The 18,310-nt window shown below is 58.9% G+C and carries 13 protein-coding genes; 11 read left to right on the forward strand and 2 right to left on the reverse strand.

The window, feature by feature from the left end; all coding sequences use genetic code 11:
* The first annotated feature begins 102 nt into the window (after positions 1-102).
* A complete protein-coding gene (locus tag CDO73_RS09805) occupies positions 103-762 on the forward strand; it encodes an HAD family hydrolase (RefSeq protein ID WP_088488341.1) in 660 nt (219 codons plus the stop codon).
* An 810-nt stretch (positions 763-1,572) separates the two neighbouring features.
* On the opposite strand, the gene CDO73_RS09815 is transcribed toward CDO73_RS09805, so the two are convergent.
* A complete protein-coding gene (locus CDO73_RS09815; RefSeq protein ID WP_088488343.1) occupies positions 1,573-2,409 on the reverse strand; it encodes a hypothetical protein in 837 nt (278 codons plus the stop codon).
* Positions 2,410-2,473: 64 nt separating this feature from the next.
* Positions 2,474-3,973, reverse strand: coding sequence for a methyl-accepting chemotaxis protein (locus tag CDO73_RS09820; RefSeq protein ID WP_088488344.1), 1,500 nt, complete (start codon positions 3,971-3,973; stop codon positions 2,474-2,476).
* A 375-nt stretch (positions 3,974-4,348) separates the two neighbouring features.
* On the opposite strand from CDO73_RS09820, the gene cypC reads away from it, so the two are divergent.
* The 10 genes from cypC to CDO73_RS09865 all read left to right on the forward strand — a co-directional run bounded on the left by cypC (position 4,349) and on the right by CDO73_RS09865 (position 18,268).
* Positions 4,349-5,638, forward strand: coding sequence for a CYP152 family fatty-acid peroxygenase CypC (gene cypC / locus CDO73_RS09825; RefSeq protein ID WP_088488345.1), 1,290 nt, complete (start codon positions 4,349-4,351; stop codon positions 5,636-5,638).
* A 242-nt stretch (positions 5,639-5,880) separates the two neighbouring features.
* The gene (locus CDO73_RS09830; RefSeq protein WP_088488346.1) at positions 5,881-7,818 is read left to right on the forward strand and encodes a DUF2961 domain-containing protein; all 1,938 of its coding nucleotides are present in this window, start codon (positions 5,881-5,883) and stop codon (positions 7,816-7,818) included.
* Positions 7,819-7,863: 45 nt separating this feature from the next.
* Entirely contained in the window at positions 7,864-9,441 is a 1,578-nt protein-coding gene (locus CDO73_RS09835) for a glycoside hydrolase family 140 protein (RefSeq protein WP_256972637.1), read from the forward strand.
* Between the two features lie 2 nt (positions 9,442-9,443).
* Positions 9,444-11,081 carry a response regulator gene (locus CDO73_RS09840; RefSeq protein WP_088488347.1) on the forward strand — a complete coding sequence of 546 codons (1,638 nt, stop codon included), beginning with the start codon at positions 9,444-9,446 and terminating at the stop codon, positions 11,079-11,081.
* Positions 11,078-12,922: a cache domain-containing sensor histidine kinase gene (locus CDO73_RS09845; RefSeq protein WP_088488348.1), complete on the forward strand. Its 1,845-nt coding sequence runs from the start codon at positions 11,078-11,080 to the stop codon at positions 12,920-12,922. Before CDO73_RS09840 ends, CDO73_RS09845 begins: the two co-directional genes overlap by 4 nt.
* A 107-nt stretch (positions 12,923-13,029) precedes the next feature.
* The gene (locus CDO73_RS27180; protein ID WP_256972638.1) at positions 13,030-13,155 is read left to right on the forward strand and encodes a hypothetical protein; all 126 of its coding nucleotides are present in this window, start codon (positions 13,030-13,032) and stop codon (positions 13,153-13,155) included.
* Between the two features lie 254 nt (positions 13,156-13,409).
* Complete coding sequence (locus CDO73_RS09850) at positions 13,410-14,351, forward strand: ABC transporter permease (protein ID WP_088488349.1); 942 nt, start codon at positions 13,410-13,412, stop codon at positions 14,349-14,351.
* A 21-nt stretch (positions 14,352-14,372) separates the two neighbouring features.
* On the forward strand, positions 14,373-15,293 hold the full coding sequence (locus CDO73_RS09855) for a carbohydrate ABC transporter permease (RefSeq protein WP_088488350.1): 921 nt from the start codon (positions 14,373-14,375) through the stop codon (positions 15,291-15,293).
* A 126-nt stretch (positions 15,294-15,419) separates the two neighbouring features.
* Positions 15,420-17,174, forward strand: a complete 1,755-nt coding sequence (locus tag CDO73_RS09860) for an extracellular solute-binding protein (protein ID WP_088488351.1) — start codon at positions 15,420-15,422, stop codon at positions 17,172-17,174.
* Positions 17,175-17,302: 128 nt separating this feature from the next.
* On the forward strand, positions 17,303-18,268 hold the full coding sequence (locus CDO73_RS09865) for an alpha/beta fold hydrolase (protein WP_088488352.1): 966 nt from the start codon (positions 17,303-17,305) through the stop codon (positions 18,266-18,268).
* Positions 18,269-18,310: the final 42 nt, after the last annotated feature.

Below are 18,310 nucleotides of genomic sequence, written 5' to 3' on the forward strand. Positions count from 1 at the left end.
CCCGTTATGGTGGAACGTAGACCTAGCGAGCTGACCGGGTTCAATCAGAGGGACCTCGACTTATTTTCGGTCGGCATACTATCCCAAGGGAGGAGCACGACCATGATTCAAGCTTTCATTTTCGACATGGACGGCGTCATCATCGACAGCGAACCGCTGCATTTCGACGTGGACCGTCAAACGATGGCGTATTACGGACATGCGGTGACGCAGGAAGACCTGGAACGTTACGTCGGCATGACCAACCCCGAACAGTGGGCCATCATCCGCGAAGAGTACGGCATCGGGCCGACGGCGGAAGAGATCATCGCGTATCAGATGGGCAGAAAAATCGAGGAACTTCGTCTGGCGGAACTCGAACCGATCGAAGGAATCCGGGAACTGCTGGAAGAGTTGAAACAAGGCGGAATTCCGCGCGCGATCGCTTCGTCTTCTCCGCCGGTATTCATCGAAGCCGTATTGGAAAAATTCGGCCTGCGAAACGAATTCGACGTCGTCGTCAGCGGCGAACAGGTACCGAAAGGCAAGCCCGCGCCGGACGTCTATCTGCGCGCCGCCGAACTGCTGGACGTCGATCCGGCACGCTGCGTCGTGTTGGAAGATTCGAAGCACGGCATCGACGCGGCCCAAGCAGCGGGGATGCGCTGCATCGGATACGTGAATCCGAATTCGGGCAATCAGGATCTGAGCCGCGCCGATCTGATCGTCGGATCGATCGGCGATATCCGTCTGGACGACCTGAAGAAAGTGGAGGGCAAATAAACGCCCGTAGAGCGTGCGCTCGGGCCGCGCTCGAAAGTCGCGTCGGCGGCGGAAGCAAACGGATTGCCGAGAACGGTCCGTTCGCGCAGGCGTATCGAAGGCTTGTCTCAGGCATGTCTCAGGCGTATGCGGCGAAGCGGCGTTGTTAACGGATCGTGGATTCCTTAGAGACGCAAAATAAGCCGTTGCGGAATTCTAAGGGATCGTGGATTCGTTAGCCGCGTAATTCGCCTTTTTTTCGGCTGAAAACCGGCGTATTTGCGTTCTAAGCGTCATCTGAATCCGTTAGCATTTCAAAACCGCTCGAAATGCCCGCTAAGCGTCGCCTCGATCCGTTAGAAATCGAACGCGGATCGCACGCGCTGCGGACGAAACCGCAGCGGCCGTTCGAACGGCAAAAGCGGCGGCGGATCGGGGGAGAAAGGCTGCAAGCCGCTCGCTTCCCGCGTACGCGGCTGCGTGCAAACTGCATTCGCAAGTCGCACCAAAAAGACCACGTTCGGCGCATAGACGCGCCGAACGTGGTCTTTTCGGTATGATCCGGCAGAAGAGACGGATTCCTCTTCGATTCGGTCAGTCGTGCTCCGCTTCGATCGCGAAGGATTGCGCCGACTGGGGGTGTACACCGGCATGTCGAACTTCCGGGCTTCGGGCTTACGGCCGCATATCGAACCTCTCGGCTGCGGCTGTATACCCGAATGTCGCGTGTCGCGCATATCGGCTGAAAACATGCCGCAAAGTCGGGTGTCGACTGCGAGTATTTTCCGACAGTCCGAAAGTCGCGTTGCGCTTACCCCCGACATCATTCGCTTATCGCGCTTTCTGCACGATCTCCAACATTCGCTCCGTTCCGTAAGCTCCTGTCGTCAACGCGTTGGCTTTCGGCCAATAAGCCAAGCGCAGCGACGTTCCGTCTTTCAATTGCAGGCGCAAGGAAGTCTTATATTCCGGCGGATTGTTTTTGAAGATCGCGTCGAAGCCGACGTATTTCAGCTTCAGCAGGTCGGAGACGAACGCTTCCGTATCTTCCGGGCTGTAACTCCACATGAAGCTGCCGTCGTTGCCGCTGACCCGGTCCAGGCTTTTCACTTTGCCTTCGATATCGTACAGATCTCCGATCGTTTCGGCTTGCGGATTCTCGGCGACTTCGAAGATCCGGCCTTCGGCATAGACCCGGAAGCTCGGGTCGTAATCCCGCAGCTTATAGATCGGCGTACCCGCCGGCAGGAACGTGGCGTCGCGGCTCTGCATGACGAAGTCTTCGCAAGCGTCGTCGGACATCGCATAGGCCACCGTGTCGATCTGTTCGCCGATCGCTTCGGGCGGCAGCTTCTCGTGCTGCTCCGATCGGAGACCGGAATAGAAGATATCGCCTAACTTTAGCGCATCGAAGTAGTCGATGGTCGGCATGCACTCTGACCGACCCCGATTCGTCGTATCTTTGTTGATCGTAAGCTCTCTCGGTACCGCGGGTTTCGACGAAGAGGTCTTATCCGAAGCCAAAGCGTTGTTCGCGGAAGCCGGCTTTTCCGGCGGAGCCGCTTGTTCAGTCGCTCCCGAGGCGCAGCCGGACAGCAGCGAGATAAGCAGAAGAAGCGGCAGCGCGGCCAGAAGGCCGGCTGACCGTCGGGTTGGATCGTTCTTCATGATATTCCCCCTTTGCTTTCTCAAACGCAAAAAGGATGGAAAAAGTTGTAACTTTGCAAAAAGTTTAAGTTGTTTTTGTTCGAACGTCTTCGCGGGCAGGGGCTTCTTCCGCGCGCGCGGCCAACCCTTGCAGATCTTCGATCATCGTTTCGAGCTGCACCACGCTGTCCGAGATCAGGCGGATCGAATCGCGCTGCCGGTAGACGCTGCCGGCGACCAATTCCACCGAAGCGGAAGTCTGTTCGCTGATCGCGGAGAAGTCGGAGACCTGTCCGGCGATGCTGCCGTTGAACGCTTTGAGCCGTTCGACGTTCTGCTGGACTTCCGCCGACTTGGACAGGACGTCCGACGCGTCCTGATTGATCCGGTCGAACAATTCGCCGGTCTCGAACGTTCGGCGCTCCAAGCTTTCGAGCGTCGATTCGCTGCCCGACACGTAATCCGACACGGTTCCGGTCTGGCCGCGGATCTGCCGCAGCAGGCCGGCGATATCTTCGGCGGACGTCTGAACGTTGGCCGACAAGCCGCGAATCTCGCCGGCGACGACGGCGAAGCCTCGGCCTTGTTCGCCGGCGCGGGCGGCTTCGATGCTGGCGTTAAGCGACAGCAGGTTGGTCTGGTTGGCGATCTGCGAGATAGCGGTCAAGATCGCTTGGGCTTCTTCCGCGTAGCGGTTCAACAGCTGTACTTGCGATACCGTATCGTGCATGCTGCCGCGAACCTGTTTCATTTCTTCGCGCAGTTCGGCCGCTTTGCGTCCGCCTTCTTCGGTCAGTTGTTTGGTGCTGAGCGACACTTCGTTGAGCCGGACGCTTTCGCCGCTGATTCGCTCGATATTTTGGCCCGACCGGATCATCGCTTCGTTGATCTCCTGAATGTTTTCGGCTTGAATCTCGATGCCTTTGGAGATCTCCGAGAAGCTGCTCGCCGCTTCTTCCGAAAAGCGGAACGTCTCGTTCGCGCCGGAAGCGACCGACTCGCCGAACGTTTTCAATTCCGCGGCGGAACGTTCGACTTCTTGAAGCAGTTCTTCGATCTTTTCTTTTTGCCGGTCGGATTCTTTCAGCATGTTCTGTCCTACCATGCACACGGCGTAATTGGTGACCGCGACCATGACGAAAACGATGAAGATGACGGCATAGTCGAGAGGCGCGTAGACCGGAATGAAAGGATTCGCCAAAAATTGCAGGACCAGCGAAAGCACGGCCGTGATGCCGGCCGCGATTACCACGGGTCTGGACAAATAGACAAGCGACAGCGACAAATAAATAAAGAACGGCACCCAGATGACGGAGCTCGGAATAAACAAAAACAGCACGTTGCCGACAACGAAGCTGCCTACGACAAGCGCGTATTTTCCCCAGACTTTGTCCGCGGCGAATTTGTACAGCGCGTAATAACCGCCGATCAGCAGAAGATCGACGACAAACAAGGTGAGCATGTCGGATAGCGTAAGCAGCCGCGTCAGCCACATGACGGCAAAGATCGGATACAGCGAGAGCAGCAGAGCCTCCAGGGTGTAGAAGATGAGTTTGGACGAATTTTTTTCGAATGCGGTCGGCATGGCCGGTCTTCCCTTCTTTCTGGTTGAGATATCGGATGTTGAGCTGCGCGAAGGCGTAAGCAGGCCAAAGCCCGGTGAATCTTGTTAGGTGGGCGATGGGAGTTACAGGTATCTCGTCTCGATCGGATGAACGGAATCGCCCCTCGGAACCCCGCTTGAACCGTGCGTGTTTCCGAGGGGCTCACACCTTAGATTCAATGCGGTCAACTCACTAACTCGGTATATTATCTTATCGCACGAAAACGGGTTTCGGTTTACCTGTTCGGGTTTTGGTGCAAAAAAATTTTCGGTTCGCGGTTTGGGCAAAAGTGGTAATAGTTAGCGTGATAAGCACCGGAGATCAAAACGAAGGCTTAAACGAGGAGGAATGACCGCATGACCCACGACGAACAAACGCCTCAAGAGCATACGCTGGACAACAGTCTCGCTCTGCTCAAAGACGGTTACGATTTTATTTTCAAACGGCGAAGAGAGATGGACACGGAAATCTTCCGCACGCGTCTGCTCGGGCAGCCCGCGATCTGCATGGGCGGCAAAGAAGCGGCGGAACTGTTCTACGACACCTCGAAATTCAAGCGTTCCGGCGCGATTCCGAAACGCATTCAGAAATCGTTGTTCGGAGAAAACGCGATCCAAACGATGGACGGCGAAGCGCATCGGCATCGCAAAGCGATGTTCATGTCGCTGATGTCGCGCGAGCGGCTGGACGTGTTCATGGAACTGCTGCGCGAAGAGTGGGAAGCGGCGGCGAGACGTTGGGAGAAGCTCGAAGAGATCGAGCTGTTCGGCGAATCGCAGGAGCTGCTGCACCGCGCCGCCTGCCGCTGGGCCGGCGTGCCGATCGACGAACAAACGGTTCGCGAACGCGCCGACGATATGGGCGACATGGTCGAAGCGTTCGGCGCGGTCGGACCGCGCCATGCGGCCGGCCGCAGAGCTCGGCGGCGGACGGAAGAGTGGCTGGACGGCTTTATTCTCGATCTGCGGGCCGGGGAATTCCGAGTACCCGAAGACACGGCGGCTCACGTTATGGCGTTTCACCGCGATCTGCAAGGGCGCGAACTGGATTCGCGCATGGCGGCGATCGAGCTGATCAACATCGTCCGGCCGATCGTGGCGATCGGGCGCTACGTGGTGTTCACGGCGATCGCGCTGCACGAGCATCCCGAATATAAAGAGAAGCTGGCGGCGGACGAAGGGAAGTACCGTCAATGGTTCGTGCAGGAGACGCGGCGCTATTATCCGTTCACGCCGTTCCTCGGCGCTTCGGTCATTCATGATTTTACGTGGAAAGGCCATGAGTTCGAGGAAGGCACGATGGTGCTGCTCGATATTTACGGCACCACGCACGATCCGAAATTATGGGACGATCCGGACCTGTTCAAGCCGGAACGGTTCGAACATTGGGGCGGCAGCCCGTTCGACCTGATCCCGCAGGGCGGCGGCGATCCGAATTTCGGGCATCGCTGCGCGGGCGAATGGCTCACGATCGACGCGATGCGGGTCGGTCTGGAATTCCTCGCGAAGCGGCTGTCTTACGAAGTGCCGGAGCAGGATCTCGGCCTGAGCCTGTCGCGCATGCCGGCGCTGCCGGAGAGCCGGTTCAAGATGAGAAACGTCGGACTGGCGGGCAGCGAAGCGGTGTCTAACAGCGGTAGGCAATAGAGTTCCAAGCTGAGTCGATAGAGGCAGGGCCAAGTCTTAAATATCGAAGCTCCGAATGTCGCTTTAACCGGCGGCAGGCGGAGCTTTTTCGTTGCGCGTGTTTACTTGAACAAATATTTTCAAGTGACGGCGAACCGTTTTTTCTGGATAATGATAGCGCTTTACTGTAAAATCGTAGCCGTAAAGGCGGCTGCGACGTCGAAACGTTTCACCCAACTCGGAACTTATAGGGAGGACTTCGCATGAAAGCATCCGTCGGACTTAGAGGATTGGCGAATCTGGAGCGCTTCGACCTGCTGCCGCAAATGCGGGAAGGCGTGCGCGTGCTGTACGAAGGAAGTATCGACAAAAGAGGATTCAACGCGGATTGGGACTGGTGGTTGTACCGCGAAGGCGGCGAATGGGTGATCTTCGATGCCGAAGGCCCGGGCTGCTTGTACAATTTCGTGCAGCATCGGTATCCGGACAGCGAGGAACCGACGTTCCGGTTCTATTTCGACGGGGAGGAGACGCCGCGCTTCGAGATTCGCCATTCGGAATTCGGCAGCAAAGCGCCGTTCGTCTCGCCGCTCGCGGACGCGTATCTCGGACCCGAAGACGGAGGACGCGGACCGATCCGGGTCGTGCGCAGCTTCGTCCCGATGGCTTTCGAACGGTCGTGCCGCATCACGAGCGATATCCGGCTCAAAGGCGCGGCCAAAGGCGACGGCGGCTGGGGCCATGTCGTCTACCACGCCTACACGGATAACCGCCCGGAAAACGGCGAAAGTATCCGTACGTTTACGGGCGAAGAAGATTACGGCCGGGTGCTGGAGATGTGGCGAGGCGTCGGCTCCGATCCCAAACCGGCCGCAAACGGAGAACAGGTCGCGGCGCTGGAACACTTGAGTCTCGCGCCGGGCGAGACGGTCCGCGTGTTCGAAGCCGATGGCGCAGGCAGCGTATCGGCGATCGAGATGAAGATCGGGGGCACGGCGGAAGAAGCGGAGGCCGGACGGGACGGAAACTGGCGGTCGGATATTTGGATCCGCGCGGTGTGGGACGGTCATGAACGGCCGGACGTGTACGGTCCGCTCGGCGTCTTTTTCGCCAACGAGTTGGGGGAGAATCCGGTCGGCTTGCTGTCGCACGGACAACGCGAAGACGGAAGCGGCTACTGCTATTTCCCGATGCCTTACTGGAACGGCGCTTCGATCGAACTGGTCAATCGGGGCTCGGCTTCGACCGCGATCGAACGGTGGGAAACGAAGTTCGTGCCGGGCGAAGACGCCCGATACAAACAAGAGGAGTCCGGCTATTTCCGGACCTCGGATTATTACGGGGGTAAGGCGTCGCCGGGAAGCGACAGCGTGATCGGGCGCATCGAAGGACGGGGCCATCTGGTAGCCGGCCATGTAACCGCGTTTGCCCGCCGCCCCGGCGTCATCAGCTGCGAAGGCGACGTACGGGTGCATATCGACGGAAACGTGACGCCGCAGGTGGAGAGCGACGGTTCGGAGAGCTGGGTCTGCTACGGCTGGGGATTCCCGACGCCGCCCGAACAGAATCCGTCCAGCGCATACGACGGTCAGCCCGACAACCCCTGGTCGATGGTCCGATTGTGCGCGGGCGACTGGTATCCGTTCCGGCGGGAGCTGGTCTTCGGCATCGAATCCGGCGAATTCAATAACCAATATCTGCGCCATTCCGGCATTCTGTTCTATTACGGACTGGACGAACCGGGCATGGAATTGAGCGACGAATTCGACGTGGGCGACCTCGCTTCGGAAGGGATTCACGAATATCGGCCGCAGGGCGATCTGGGCCCCTACACGCTCGAATCGACGTACGAAGACGGCAGCAACCGGAGATTGACGGATACGGGACGGGAGATCGAAGGCGCGAGCGAATTCTCGGTGTCCGTACGCCCGGACAACCGGGGCGTGCGGCTTCGCCGCCGTTCGGATCAGGTCACGGGGCGGCAGCGGGCGAACGTCTACGTGGACGGACGGCTCGTGGAAGAACGGAGCTGGTACGTCGCGGACCGCAATCCTTACCGGAGATGGCTCGAAGACGAATTCGAGATTCCGGCGGCCTACACGGCGGGCAAAAGCGATCTGCGGATCAAACTGGAATACGTGCAGGACGGAGAAACGAGAGGCTGGAACGAATTCTATTATTGGGTGTATTCGATCTTGTAGAGGGGTCAACGTACCGGAGGTACTTGCGAAAAAGGGGGAGATCGAATGACGGAGCGATACGGAAATTCGGCGGGAGCGGAAAAGGCGGATCGGGCGGCTGAGGGAGCGGTGTTGGCGGGCGGCGAGCGCGTGGGCGGCGCGGAGGCGAACGAAGCAGCGAAGGCAGCCGAAGAAGCGACATCGGCGCGGGAAACGGCGCGCATGGAGGAAAGCCGCGGCGGGGAAACTTCCCGCCGCGAGCGGCCGACGGCGGAATTTGCCGGCGCCGCCGGCGGCTCGCCGGAGCGCCCGGGCGGCGCGGGGCTGCCGCGCCTGAAGGTGTCGGCCAACCGCCGTTACCTCGAAACGGAAGAAGGTCGGCCGTTCTTCTGGCTCGGCGATACCGCGTGGGAATTGTTCCACCGGTTGAGCGGCGAGGACGCGGAGCATTATCTGCGCACGCGATCCGAGCAGGGGTTCACGGTCGTGCAGGCCGTGCTGCTCGCCGAGCTGGACGGCGTCAAGACGCCGAACGCCGGCGGGCGGCTGCCGCTGCTGACCGGCGGGGACGGGCTGCCGGACCCGGCGCGGCCCGACCTCGAAGGGCCGGATTCGTATTGGGACCATGTCGACGCGCTGCTCGACTTGGCCGAGAGCTTCGGCTTGTACGTCGCGCTGCTGCCGACGTGGGGCGACAAGTTCAACGCCATGCACGGCGTCGGGCCGGAGATCTTCACGGCGGAGAACGCCTACGCGTACGGGCGTTGGCTGGGCGAGCGCTACGGCGATCGGCCGGGGCTGGTCTGGGTGCTGGGCGGCGACCGGCCGCTGTCGACCCGGCCGCATTTCGCCGTCGTGGACGCGACGGCGCGCGGGTTGAAGGACGGCGGCGCGAAGCAGCTCATGACGTTCCATCCCAAAGGCGCGGAGTCTTCTTCATACCATCTGCACGAAGAAGACTGGCTGGATTTCAACATGATCCAATCCGGTCACGGAGAGCGGGAGATCACGAACGACAAACGGGTGCAGGCCGATTACGCCCGATCGCCGGTCAAGCCGACGCTGGACGCCGAACCCTGCTACGAAGACATTCCGATCGGATTTCGGGCGGAGAACGGCTGTTTCGACGAAGCCGACGTGCGGCGCGCGGCGTATTACGCGGTATTGTCCGGCGCGTTCGGCCATACGTACGGCCATCATTCGGTCTGGCCGATGGTGCCCGAACCCGGCCTATTCGCGTCGACGGACTTCGACGAGGCGGGCGCTTTCTTCCTGATGTCGTGGCGGGAAGCGCTGCGCCGGCCCGGCGCGGAGCAGATGCGGCATCTGCGCGCGCTGATCGAACCGCTGCTCGGCCCGGACTTCGCGCCGGACCCTGAACGAATCGCCGGCAATCTGCCCGGCGACAACCGCAGGGTCGCGGCGAGCGGCGGACGGACCGCGCTGATCTACTGCCCGAACGGCTTGTACGTCGACGCCGTTTTGGACAAGTTCGCAGGCGGCGAAGCGGAAGCTTGCTGGTACTGCCCGCGCACGGGAATCCGAACGCCGCTCGGCCGGATGCAAGCTTCGGGCACGCGTCGTTTCCGCGCCCCGTCGAGCGGACGGGGCTGCGACTGGATACTGATGATCGAGGAGGTATAGACATGTACAAAGTGATGATCGTCGAGGACGAGATGCTGGTTCGCATCGGCCTCAAGAATTCGGTGGACTGGAGCAAATTCGGCATGGAAGTGGCTTCCGACTTTCCGGACGGGCAGGCGGCCTGGAACCATTATCAACAAGAAAAGCCGGATCTGATCATCACGGATCTGTCCATGCCCAAGATGGACGGCATGACGCTGATCGGCCATGTCCGGAAAGCCGATCGGGACACGCGGATCGTCGTGCTGTCTTGTCTGGAAGAATTCGAGTTGGCGCGCAAAGCGCTGTCGCTCGGCGTCTCCGGTTATATTCTGAAGCTCACGATGACCGAGCAGGAGATCGAAAGCGTATTGAACGCCGTCCGGCGCGAACTGGAAGAACTGCCGGGGCGGCAGCCGGCCGCGCGCGCGGAGACGTCGCCGTCGGATCGCGAGCTGATCAAAGAAAAGATGTTCAAAGATTTTCTGTTCTACAACATCTTCTCCGCCGAAGAGTTCGGACGGTTCGCGGTCAAAAGCAATCTTCGCCTTTCTCCCGTCCGCCTTCGCGTCTGTCTGGCCGAAGTCGACCGTTACGACCGGCTCAAAAACAAATTCCGCGACGAGCACGGCCATCTGATCAAGATGACGCTGCTCAATCTGTTCGAAGAAGTGCTGTCCGCGCACAAGCGGGGCGAAGCGGTGCAGGTCGGCGAGAAGCAGTACGCGTTGGTGCTGCATTTCGAAGATCTGGTCTCGGAGCAGGCGATCGCCCGGGAAACGGAAGCGATTCTGGACCGCGTTCAGGAAGTGATTCGCCTCTATTTCAACGGGTCCGTCTCGTTCGGCGTCAGCGGAACCGCGGCCGGCTACGAATCGCTTCCGGGCTTGTACGCGGAAGCGCATCAGGCGCTGGGCGGCAAATTCCTGTCCGGTCCCGGCCGCCGTCATCGGGAAGGGGAAGCGCCGAACCTGGCCGGAGTGCGCGAGAAGATCGCGCGGATTCGCGGGTACGAGAAGATCCGTACCCTGCTCACGCCGATCGCGCTGCGGGAATACGACGGCATGCTCGATTATTTCGAACGCGAAGCGGCGGGCGATCGGCGGACGCTGGAGCTGATGACGTTCCGCTTCGTGCAGGCCGTCGGCACCTCGCTGTACGACAGCGGGCATAACGAACGGACGCTGCTGCACAGCATTACGGAGAATCTGGAACAGTGCGACAATCTGCCCGACATGCTCGATCAGGCGGCGCGCTATATCGAAGAATTGGCTTCGCAGGAAGCCGGACGCCTCCAGATGAGCGACGAGATTCAGCGCGCGCTGGCTTATATCAAACGCAATTACGCGGAGAATATCGGACTGCAAACGGTAGCCGACCATGTCGGACTCAGCCCCGGCTACCTGAGCAATCTGTTCAAGAAAGAATTGCAGACGCCGTTCGTCGATTACCTGAACCGCTACCGGATCGAACGGGCCAAAGAGCTGTTGATGCAGGGCAAACTCAAACCGTCGGATATTCCGGCCGAAGTCGGTTTTTCTCCGGAGTACACGTATTTCAGCAAAGTGTTCAAGAAAGTCACCGGACTCAATCCCAACGAATACCGCCGCCAAATGCTGACCGGTTCCGGCTCCGCTTCGGTTTCCGGTGAACGGCCATGAGACCGCTCAGCGGTTTTCGCAAACTGGGAACCCAGATGCTCGTCTACGTCATGCTGATCAGCTTGATCGTGTTGGCGGGCTTCTCTTATTTCATCTATTCGTTCATGCAAAACATGGTCCGCGAACAAAACGAACGTCTGCTTCAGCAGCAGTTCCAGCAGCTCGACCACAATATCGGCGGTTTGGTCAGCGAAGTGGATCGGCTGTCGATGCTGTTTCTGCGGGACGAGCGGATTCAGAATCTGCTGTACGGCATCTCGGACAAGACGGAAGTGGAGTTTCTGCAATCCAAGAACGACGTGCAGAACGTCATCGACGATTTTATCGACAATTACGGCTATATCGATTCGATCTATATCACCTCCGACAATCTGGGCGCGGTCGGCGGAAGCCGGGACCGGACCCTTGTTTATTCGAAAGAAGAGTGGAAAAAAAGCTTTTTCAGCTCGGAACCGTTCCGGCGGACGATCGAACGGTATCCCGAGCTGATCTTGGAACCGGGCATCCGCAAATCGTTCTATAACCCTTATCTGACCGGCCGCAACGACGGGTATCTGATCAGCCTGATGCGCGGCACGCGGGCCATCTACGACCCGAACACCAGCGCGACGCTGATCTTCAATATCGACGAGCGTTATCTGGCTTCGCTGTACGCCGCTTCGCTGAAGCCGGACGAAGGCGATATGTATATCGTGGATGCCAGAGGCAAGATCATCTCGTCCAGCCGCCCGCAGCAGATCGATACGCAGGGCGCTTTCGTTCCCGCCGCCGCGGGAGACGCGTCCTACGGCAGCTTCGACGAGCGGGCGGGCGAACGGGACGTGCAGGTCGTGTATTACCGGATGAGCGCCGCCGATTGGTATCTGACCAAAGAAATTCCGCTCGGGCAGTATTCGGCGCAGATCTTCGCGGTGCAGCGCCTGGTCGCGATCGTGTTCCTGCTCAGCGTGCTGGCGATCTTCGTCGCTTCGTATTTCTGGCTGCGCCGCATGACGCGGCCGCTGCGTCTGCTGGCGGAGAAAATGCAGGACATGAGCCGGGGCGAACTGGGCGTCACCATGCGCCATATTCCCGGCAACGAGCTGGGAACGCTGATCCGCCGTTTCAACGAGATGTCGCTCAGCATGGTGGAACTGGTGGACAAAAACAACGAAATTCAGGAGAAAAAGCGGGAGCTGGAGATCGAAGCGCTGCAGTATCAGATCAACCCGCATTTTCTGTACAATACGCTCAACATGATTCGCTGGATGGCGGCGATCGTCAAAGCGGACAATATCGTCGGCACGATCGTGGCTCTTGGCAATCTGCTTCGGCCCGTCTTTTCCAAAAAAGATCCGATGTGTCCGCTGCGCGACGAGTTGGACTATCTGGAAAATTATCTGACGATCGCGAACATGCGGTTCAACGACGGAATCAAGTTCGAGATCGGCGTGCCGGAGGAATCGAAAGACTGCCTCGTGCCGAGGTTCATCCTTCAGCCGCTGATCGAAAATTCGATCGCCGCCGGCCGGCTCACCGACGAACCGAATATCGAAATCGCGGTGCGCGCTTACGAAGACGGCGATGAGCTTCTGTTGACCGTGACCGACTCGGGAGCCGGATTATCGGACTTCGAACTCGAAGAATTGAATCGCGGATTGGAGCTCGGCGAAGCGACGCGTCCCGGCGAAGGCGGAACCGGCGTCGGACTGAACAATGTCAACAAGCGCATCAAACTCTATTTCGGCGAAGCGTACGGCGTTCGTTTCGTGCCGAAGAAGAGAGGGGCGGAGGTGGCGGTCACGATGCCTGCCGTTCGGGACGACGGATTCGGCCGGCCGGCTTTCAAAGCGGAAGCGTAGCGGCCGGGTTCGGATAAGCGGCGGGTCGAACCGCTGACGCTTCCTTCTTCTTTCGAATTCGCATTCGCGGCTTTCCCGGCCCGCGCCGAACGGCGCGAGGCCTTTTTTTGCATCTGCGGCGCACGCTGATCTTCGGCCGCGAACGGCTTCGATGCCTGCTTGCCCGCTATTTGTTCAACTCGATCGTCGAATCGTTCAAGCGCCTGCCGAAGAGCTTCGGATATTTCAAGTAGAACGCCGGATCTTTCAGGCTTTACGCTCTTGGAAAGCGCTATCATTAACTCAACAGCAATCGCTGAAACCTTAACGTTCAACTTCATCTCGTCCCTTATCAACGCTAAAGGTAAGGTTACGCTCCACTGAAACGTAAACCTCTGATTAAGAGTTGAAAGGGTATTAGTATCCAACATCGCTCGTCGCGGGTTCCTTCCGTTTCCTGCCCGAAAAAGATCAGGCACGGGAACCCGGCGCAAAAAGGAGAGTCGCTATGGCATTCACGTACGCCGCCAAAAAGCAGGCCGAAGGCCGCAAAACCAAGCTGTTTCGCAAAGACGGAATCAAGCTGCTCCTGATGGCGCTGCCGTTCGTGATCTTCACGATCGCTTTCAGTTACGTGCCGTTATTCGGCTGGATCTACGCTTTCTTCGATTACCGGCCGGGCATCCCGCTCGACCAGACGCCTTTTATCGGGCTGGAGAATTTCCGCAACATGCTCTCCGACCCTCGCATGGGACCGGTGCTGATCAACACGCTGGCGCTCAGCCTGCTGTCCATCCTGACCTCTCCGATCCCGCTGCTGTTCGCGATCATGCTGTCTGAGGTCAAGACCGAATGGTTCAAGCGCCTCGTGCAGACCGTCTCGACGCTGCCGAACTACATCAGTTGGATCATCGTGTTCTCGCTGGCGTTCAGCATGTTCAGCACGGAAGGCGCGGTCAACTCGATCATGATGAAGATGGGCATCCCCGGCGCGCCGGTAGACGTGCTCGGCAACTACGACCGGGTATGGACGGTGCAGACGCTGCTACTGCTCTGGAAATCGGTCGGCTGGAGCGCGATCATTTACTTGGCCGCCATCGTCGGCATCGACGCCGAACAGTACGACGCGGCCAAGGTCGACGGAGCCGGACGGTTCCGGATGATCTGGCATATCACGCTTCCGAGCATCATGCCGACGTTCATCGTGCTGCTGCTGCTGTCGGTCAGCAACCTGCTCTCGGCGGGCTTCGAACAATATCTCGTATTCAGCAACGTGATGATCGCCGACCGGATCGAAGTGCTCGACCTCTACGTGTACCGGCTGGGCCTCGTGACCGGCGACTACTCGTACTCCACCGCAGTCGGCATTTTCAAGACTTTGATCAGCGTCCTGCTTCTGTTCACCGTCAACGCCCTGTCCAAAAAAGTTCGCGGCCAGAGCATCATCTGAGTTTTCGGAAAGGAGACCGTCATGACCACATCCGCCAACCTAAAGCCGGAACGGACCCGCAGACATATCGATTGGAAAGACGTCGCGTTCACCGTATTCAACTACACGTTTCTCAGCCTGCTCGTCATCGTGACCATCTATCCGTTCTATTACATCTTCATCTATTCGATCAGCGATTCGATCGAAGCGCAGAAAGGCGTCTATCTCTGGCCGGCCGGCTTCTCGCTGGAAGCCTACAAGACGACGGTTCAGCTTCCCGGCATCGCCGACGCGGCGATCGTCACGCTGGGACGGACCATTCTCGGTACGATCATCACGGTACTGAGCTGCTCCTTCTTCGCTTATCTGATCACCAAGAACGAGCTTCCGTTCCGGCGCTTCATCTACCGGTTCGTGCTGATCACGATGTATTTCAACGCCGGCTTCATTCCGTGGTACCTGACGATGAAGACATACGGCTTGCAGAACAATTTCCTGCTCTACATTCTGCCTACCGCGATCTCGGGCTTCAACATTATCCTGATCAAGACGTTCATCGAGCAGCTTCCGCCTTCGCTCGAAGAATCGGCGAAGATCGACGGCGCGGGGTATTTCCGGGTATTCACGAGCATCATCTTCCCGCTGTCCATGCCGATCGTCGCGACCATCGCCATCTTCTCCGCCGTGGGACAATGGAATACATGGTTCGATAACTTCTTCTTGGTCGAGAATCCGAAGCTTCAGACGCTGCAATTGGTGCTCTATAATTTCCTGAACCAGTCCAGCAGCTTGTCGAACATGAGCACCGAGCAGTTGACGCGGGGCGACATGGTCCGAACGCTCACGCCGCAGTCGATCCGCATGACGATCACCATGTTGGTCACGCTGCCGATCGTACTGGTCTATCCGCTGCTTCAACGTTATTTCGTCAAAGGCATCATGATCGGCGCGGTCAAAGGTTAAGGTCATACGCCGACTGCCCGCCGCTTCGTCGCCTATCGCTTTCGGATTAGACGGCATTCCAGCAGCTTGTCTCGTTGAACAGGATGCCGATAGTCATAAGATCCATATCCAGAGGAGGGTCAACGTATGAGAAAAAAAGCGGGATTTCGCCTGGCGCTTCCGGCGCTGCTGATGATGTCGATGCTGGTGTCCGCCTGTTCCGGCGGCACGAGCGGCACATCGGGAACCGCGGCTACGACGGGGGAAAACGGTACGACAGCCGAAGGAGGGTCCGACCAACTGACCACGCTGCGCGTGTTGGTCATGGAACCGGGCACCACTTGGAACTCGCATCAAGACAGCGACGTCATGAAAGAAATCGCGAAAAAAGTCGGCGTCAAGATCGAATACGTGGAAGCGGACGAAAACAAGTTTAACGTGCTGCTCGCCGGCGGCGATCTTCCGGACATCGTGCGTGCCGACCCGATCAAATACCAGAAGCAGCTGATCGAAGGCGGGCTGATCGTTCCGATGGACGACATGTTGGCCGACAAAGGCAAAGACATCTCGGCGAATATCCCGACCGTCGTCGATTACAGCAAAAAGAACTGGAGCAACGGCACGGACAAGCTGTACTTCCTGCCGCCGCAAGTCCAACCGAAACCGGGCAAATCCGTGCAGCCGATCACGATCGGCCCTACGATCCGTTGGGATTGGTACAAAGAGATCGGCGCGCCGGAAATCAACACGATGGACGACCTGCTGAGCGCGGTGGAACAAATCGTCGCCAAGCATCCGAAAACGGACGACGGCAAACCGGTCTACGGCGTATCGATGTGGCAGGACTGGGGCATCTGGCCGTACCTGATCCCGCCGATCACGTTTACCGAAGTAACGGGAGCGACCAGCGACTTGACGGCCGCGAAGGTCGGCACCAGCGACTTCATCAGCGTGCTGACGGACGAATCGTCGAACTTCTGGACGGCGATGGACTTCTATAACAAAGCCTACCGTAAAGGCCTGCTCGACCCCGACTCTTTGACGATGAAAAACAACGATTACATGGCGAAAGCGACTTCCGGACAGATCGTCGTCGGACCGGCGACTTGGGCGATGGGCGACTTCAACGCGCAGCATACCGAAGACGGCAAAGGCTATATCGTCGTGCCGGCCGGCAAGCTGGCTTGGACGGGCCAAGTCAACCCGATCGGTTGGTCGGACAAATCGTACAGCATCTCGAAGAGTTCGAAAAATCCCGAAAAAGCGATGGAGTTCCTGAACTACATCTACTCGTACGAAGGCGCTCGCACCATGTACAACGGCATCGAAGGCCAACATTGGAAAATGGAAAACGGCGTGCCGAAGCTGACTGCCGAAACGCTGGCGCTCAAAGCCAAAGGCGGAGCGGACTACGAAGCGTCGGGCCTGTCGCTCGACCGCAACATCATCGGTCTGGGCGGCGACTTCGTCAACCCGAACGACAAACAGCCGATCGACCTGTTCACGTCGGAAGAAGCGCTGGAGAAAGCGGCGACCGTGCTGGAAAAAGACTTCGCCCAGCATTACGGCGCCAAATATTCCGGCCAAGTGTTCCAGAAGATGATCGACGAAGGCAAGCTCGACACGTACACGACATGGATGAACGGCTTGTCCGACGAAGAGATTCTGAAGAGCACCACCGTACCGGGCGTCGTGCTGCCGGAAGACCGCAAGAAGCAGGAAGCTTCGCTTAAGGAACTGGCGGCCCGCGAAGCGGCGAAGATCATCTTGTCCAAAGACGACGCTTCGTTCGACAAAGCCAAACAAGCCGCGCTCGATTCGTTCAAAAAAGCGGGAGCGGACGACTTCACCGAGTTCTATAACGGCGAAGTGCAGCGTCTGAGAAGCGAGCACGGATTGTAAAAAGACGCGCGGATCGAAGATCCGGCATCGCACATACGGCAACAAAACAAGCGGCGCTGTTCGGGAAACCGGGAGCGCCGCGATCTTTTATCGCGGCCGTGCGGCCGATTGCGAAAGGAGAACCCCGAATGCCTCTTGTCGATATGCCGCTGAACGAGATGCGGCAGTATCAAGGAATCAACCCCAAGCCCGAGGATCACGGCGAATATTGGGAACGCGCCATGGAAGAACTGCGCGCGGTCGATCCGCAGGCCGAATTCGTGCCGAGCGATTTCCGTACCGAACGCGCCGAATGTTTCGACCTGTATTTCCGCGGCGTGCGCGGAGCGCGCATCCACGCCAAATACGTCCGGCCGCTGGACGCGCCGGAACCTCATCCCGTCGTGCTGCTGTTCCACGGCTACTCCGGTAGCGCCGGCGAATGGCACGACAAACTGAGCTACGCCTCGCTCGGTTTCTCGGTGCTGGCGATGGACTGCCGCGGACAAGCCGGCTTCTCCGAAGACATGGGCGGCGTCAAAGGGCCGACGCTGCACGGGCATGTCGTCCGCGGCCTGGACGACCACCCGGACAATCTGCTGTTCCGGCAGGTGTTTCTCGATACCGCGCAGCTTGCGCGGATCGCGTTCGGACTGCCGGAAGCCGATCCCGCGCGCGTTTATGCGGCGGGAGGTTCGCAGGGCGGGGCGTTGGCGCTGGTCTGCGCCGCGTTGGAGCCGAGAATTTCCCGCGTCGCGCCGATTTTCCCCTTCCTCTGCGATTACCGCCGCGTCTGGGAGATGGATCTGGCGAAAGGCGTGTATCAGGAGCTTAGCGACTTTTTCCGCAATTACGATCCGCTGCACGAACGCGAAGACGAGATCTTTCGCAAGCTCGGTTATATCGACGTGCAGCATCTGACCGATCGGATTCGCGGCGAAGTAATGATGCAGACGGGCTTGATGGACGCGTTATGCCCGCCGTCCGCCCAGTTTGCCGCTTACAACAAGATCTCCGCGCCGAAAAGCCTGCGAATCTATCCCGATCACGGACACGAATATTTGCCGGGTTCGACGGACGCGACGCTGCGGTTTCTGCTGGACGGCCCGGCATGATCCGAGCCCGGCAGCCTGCGAGCCGCCGAAGCGGCACGCGAG

Source organism: Saccharibacillus sp. O23 (assembly GCF_002205895.1).
Classification (GTDB): Bacteria; Bacillota; Bacilli; order Paenibacillales; family Paenibacillaceae; genus Saccharibacillus.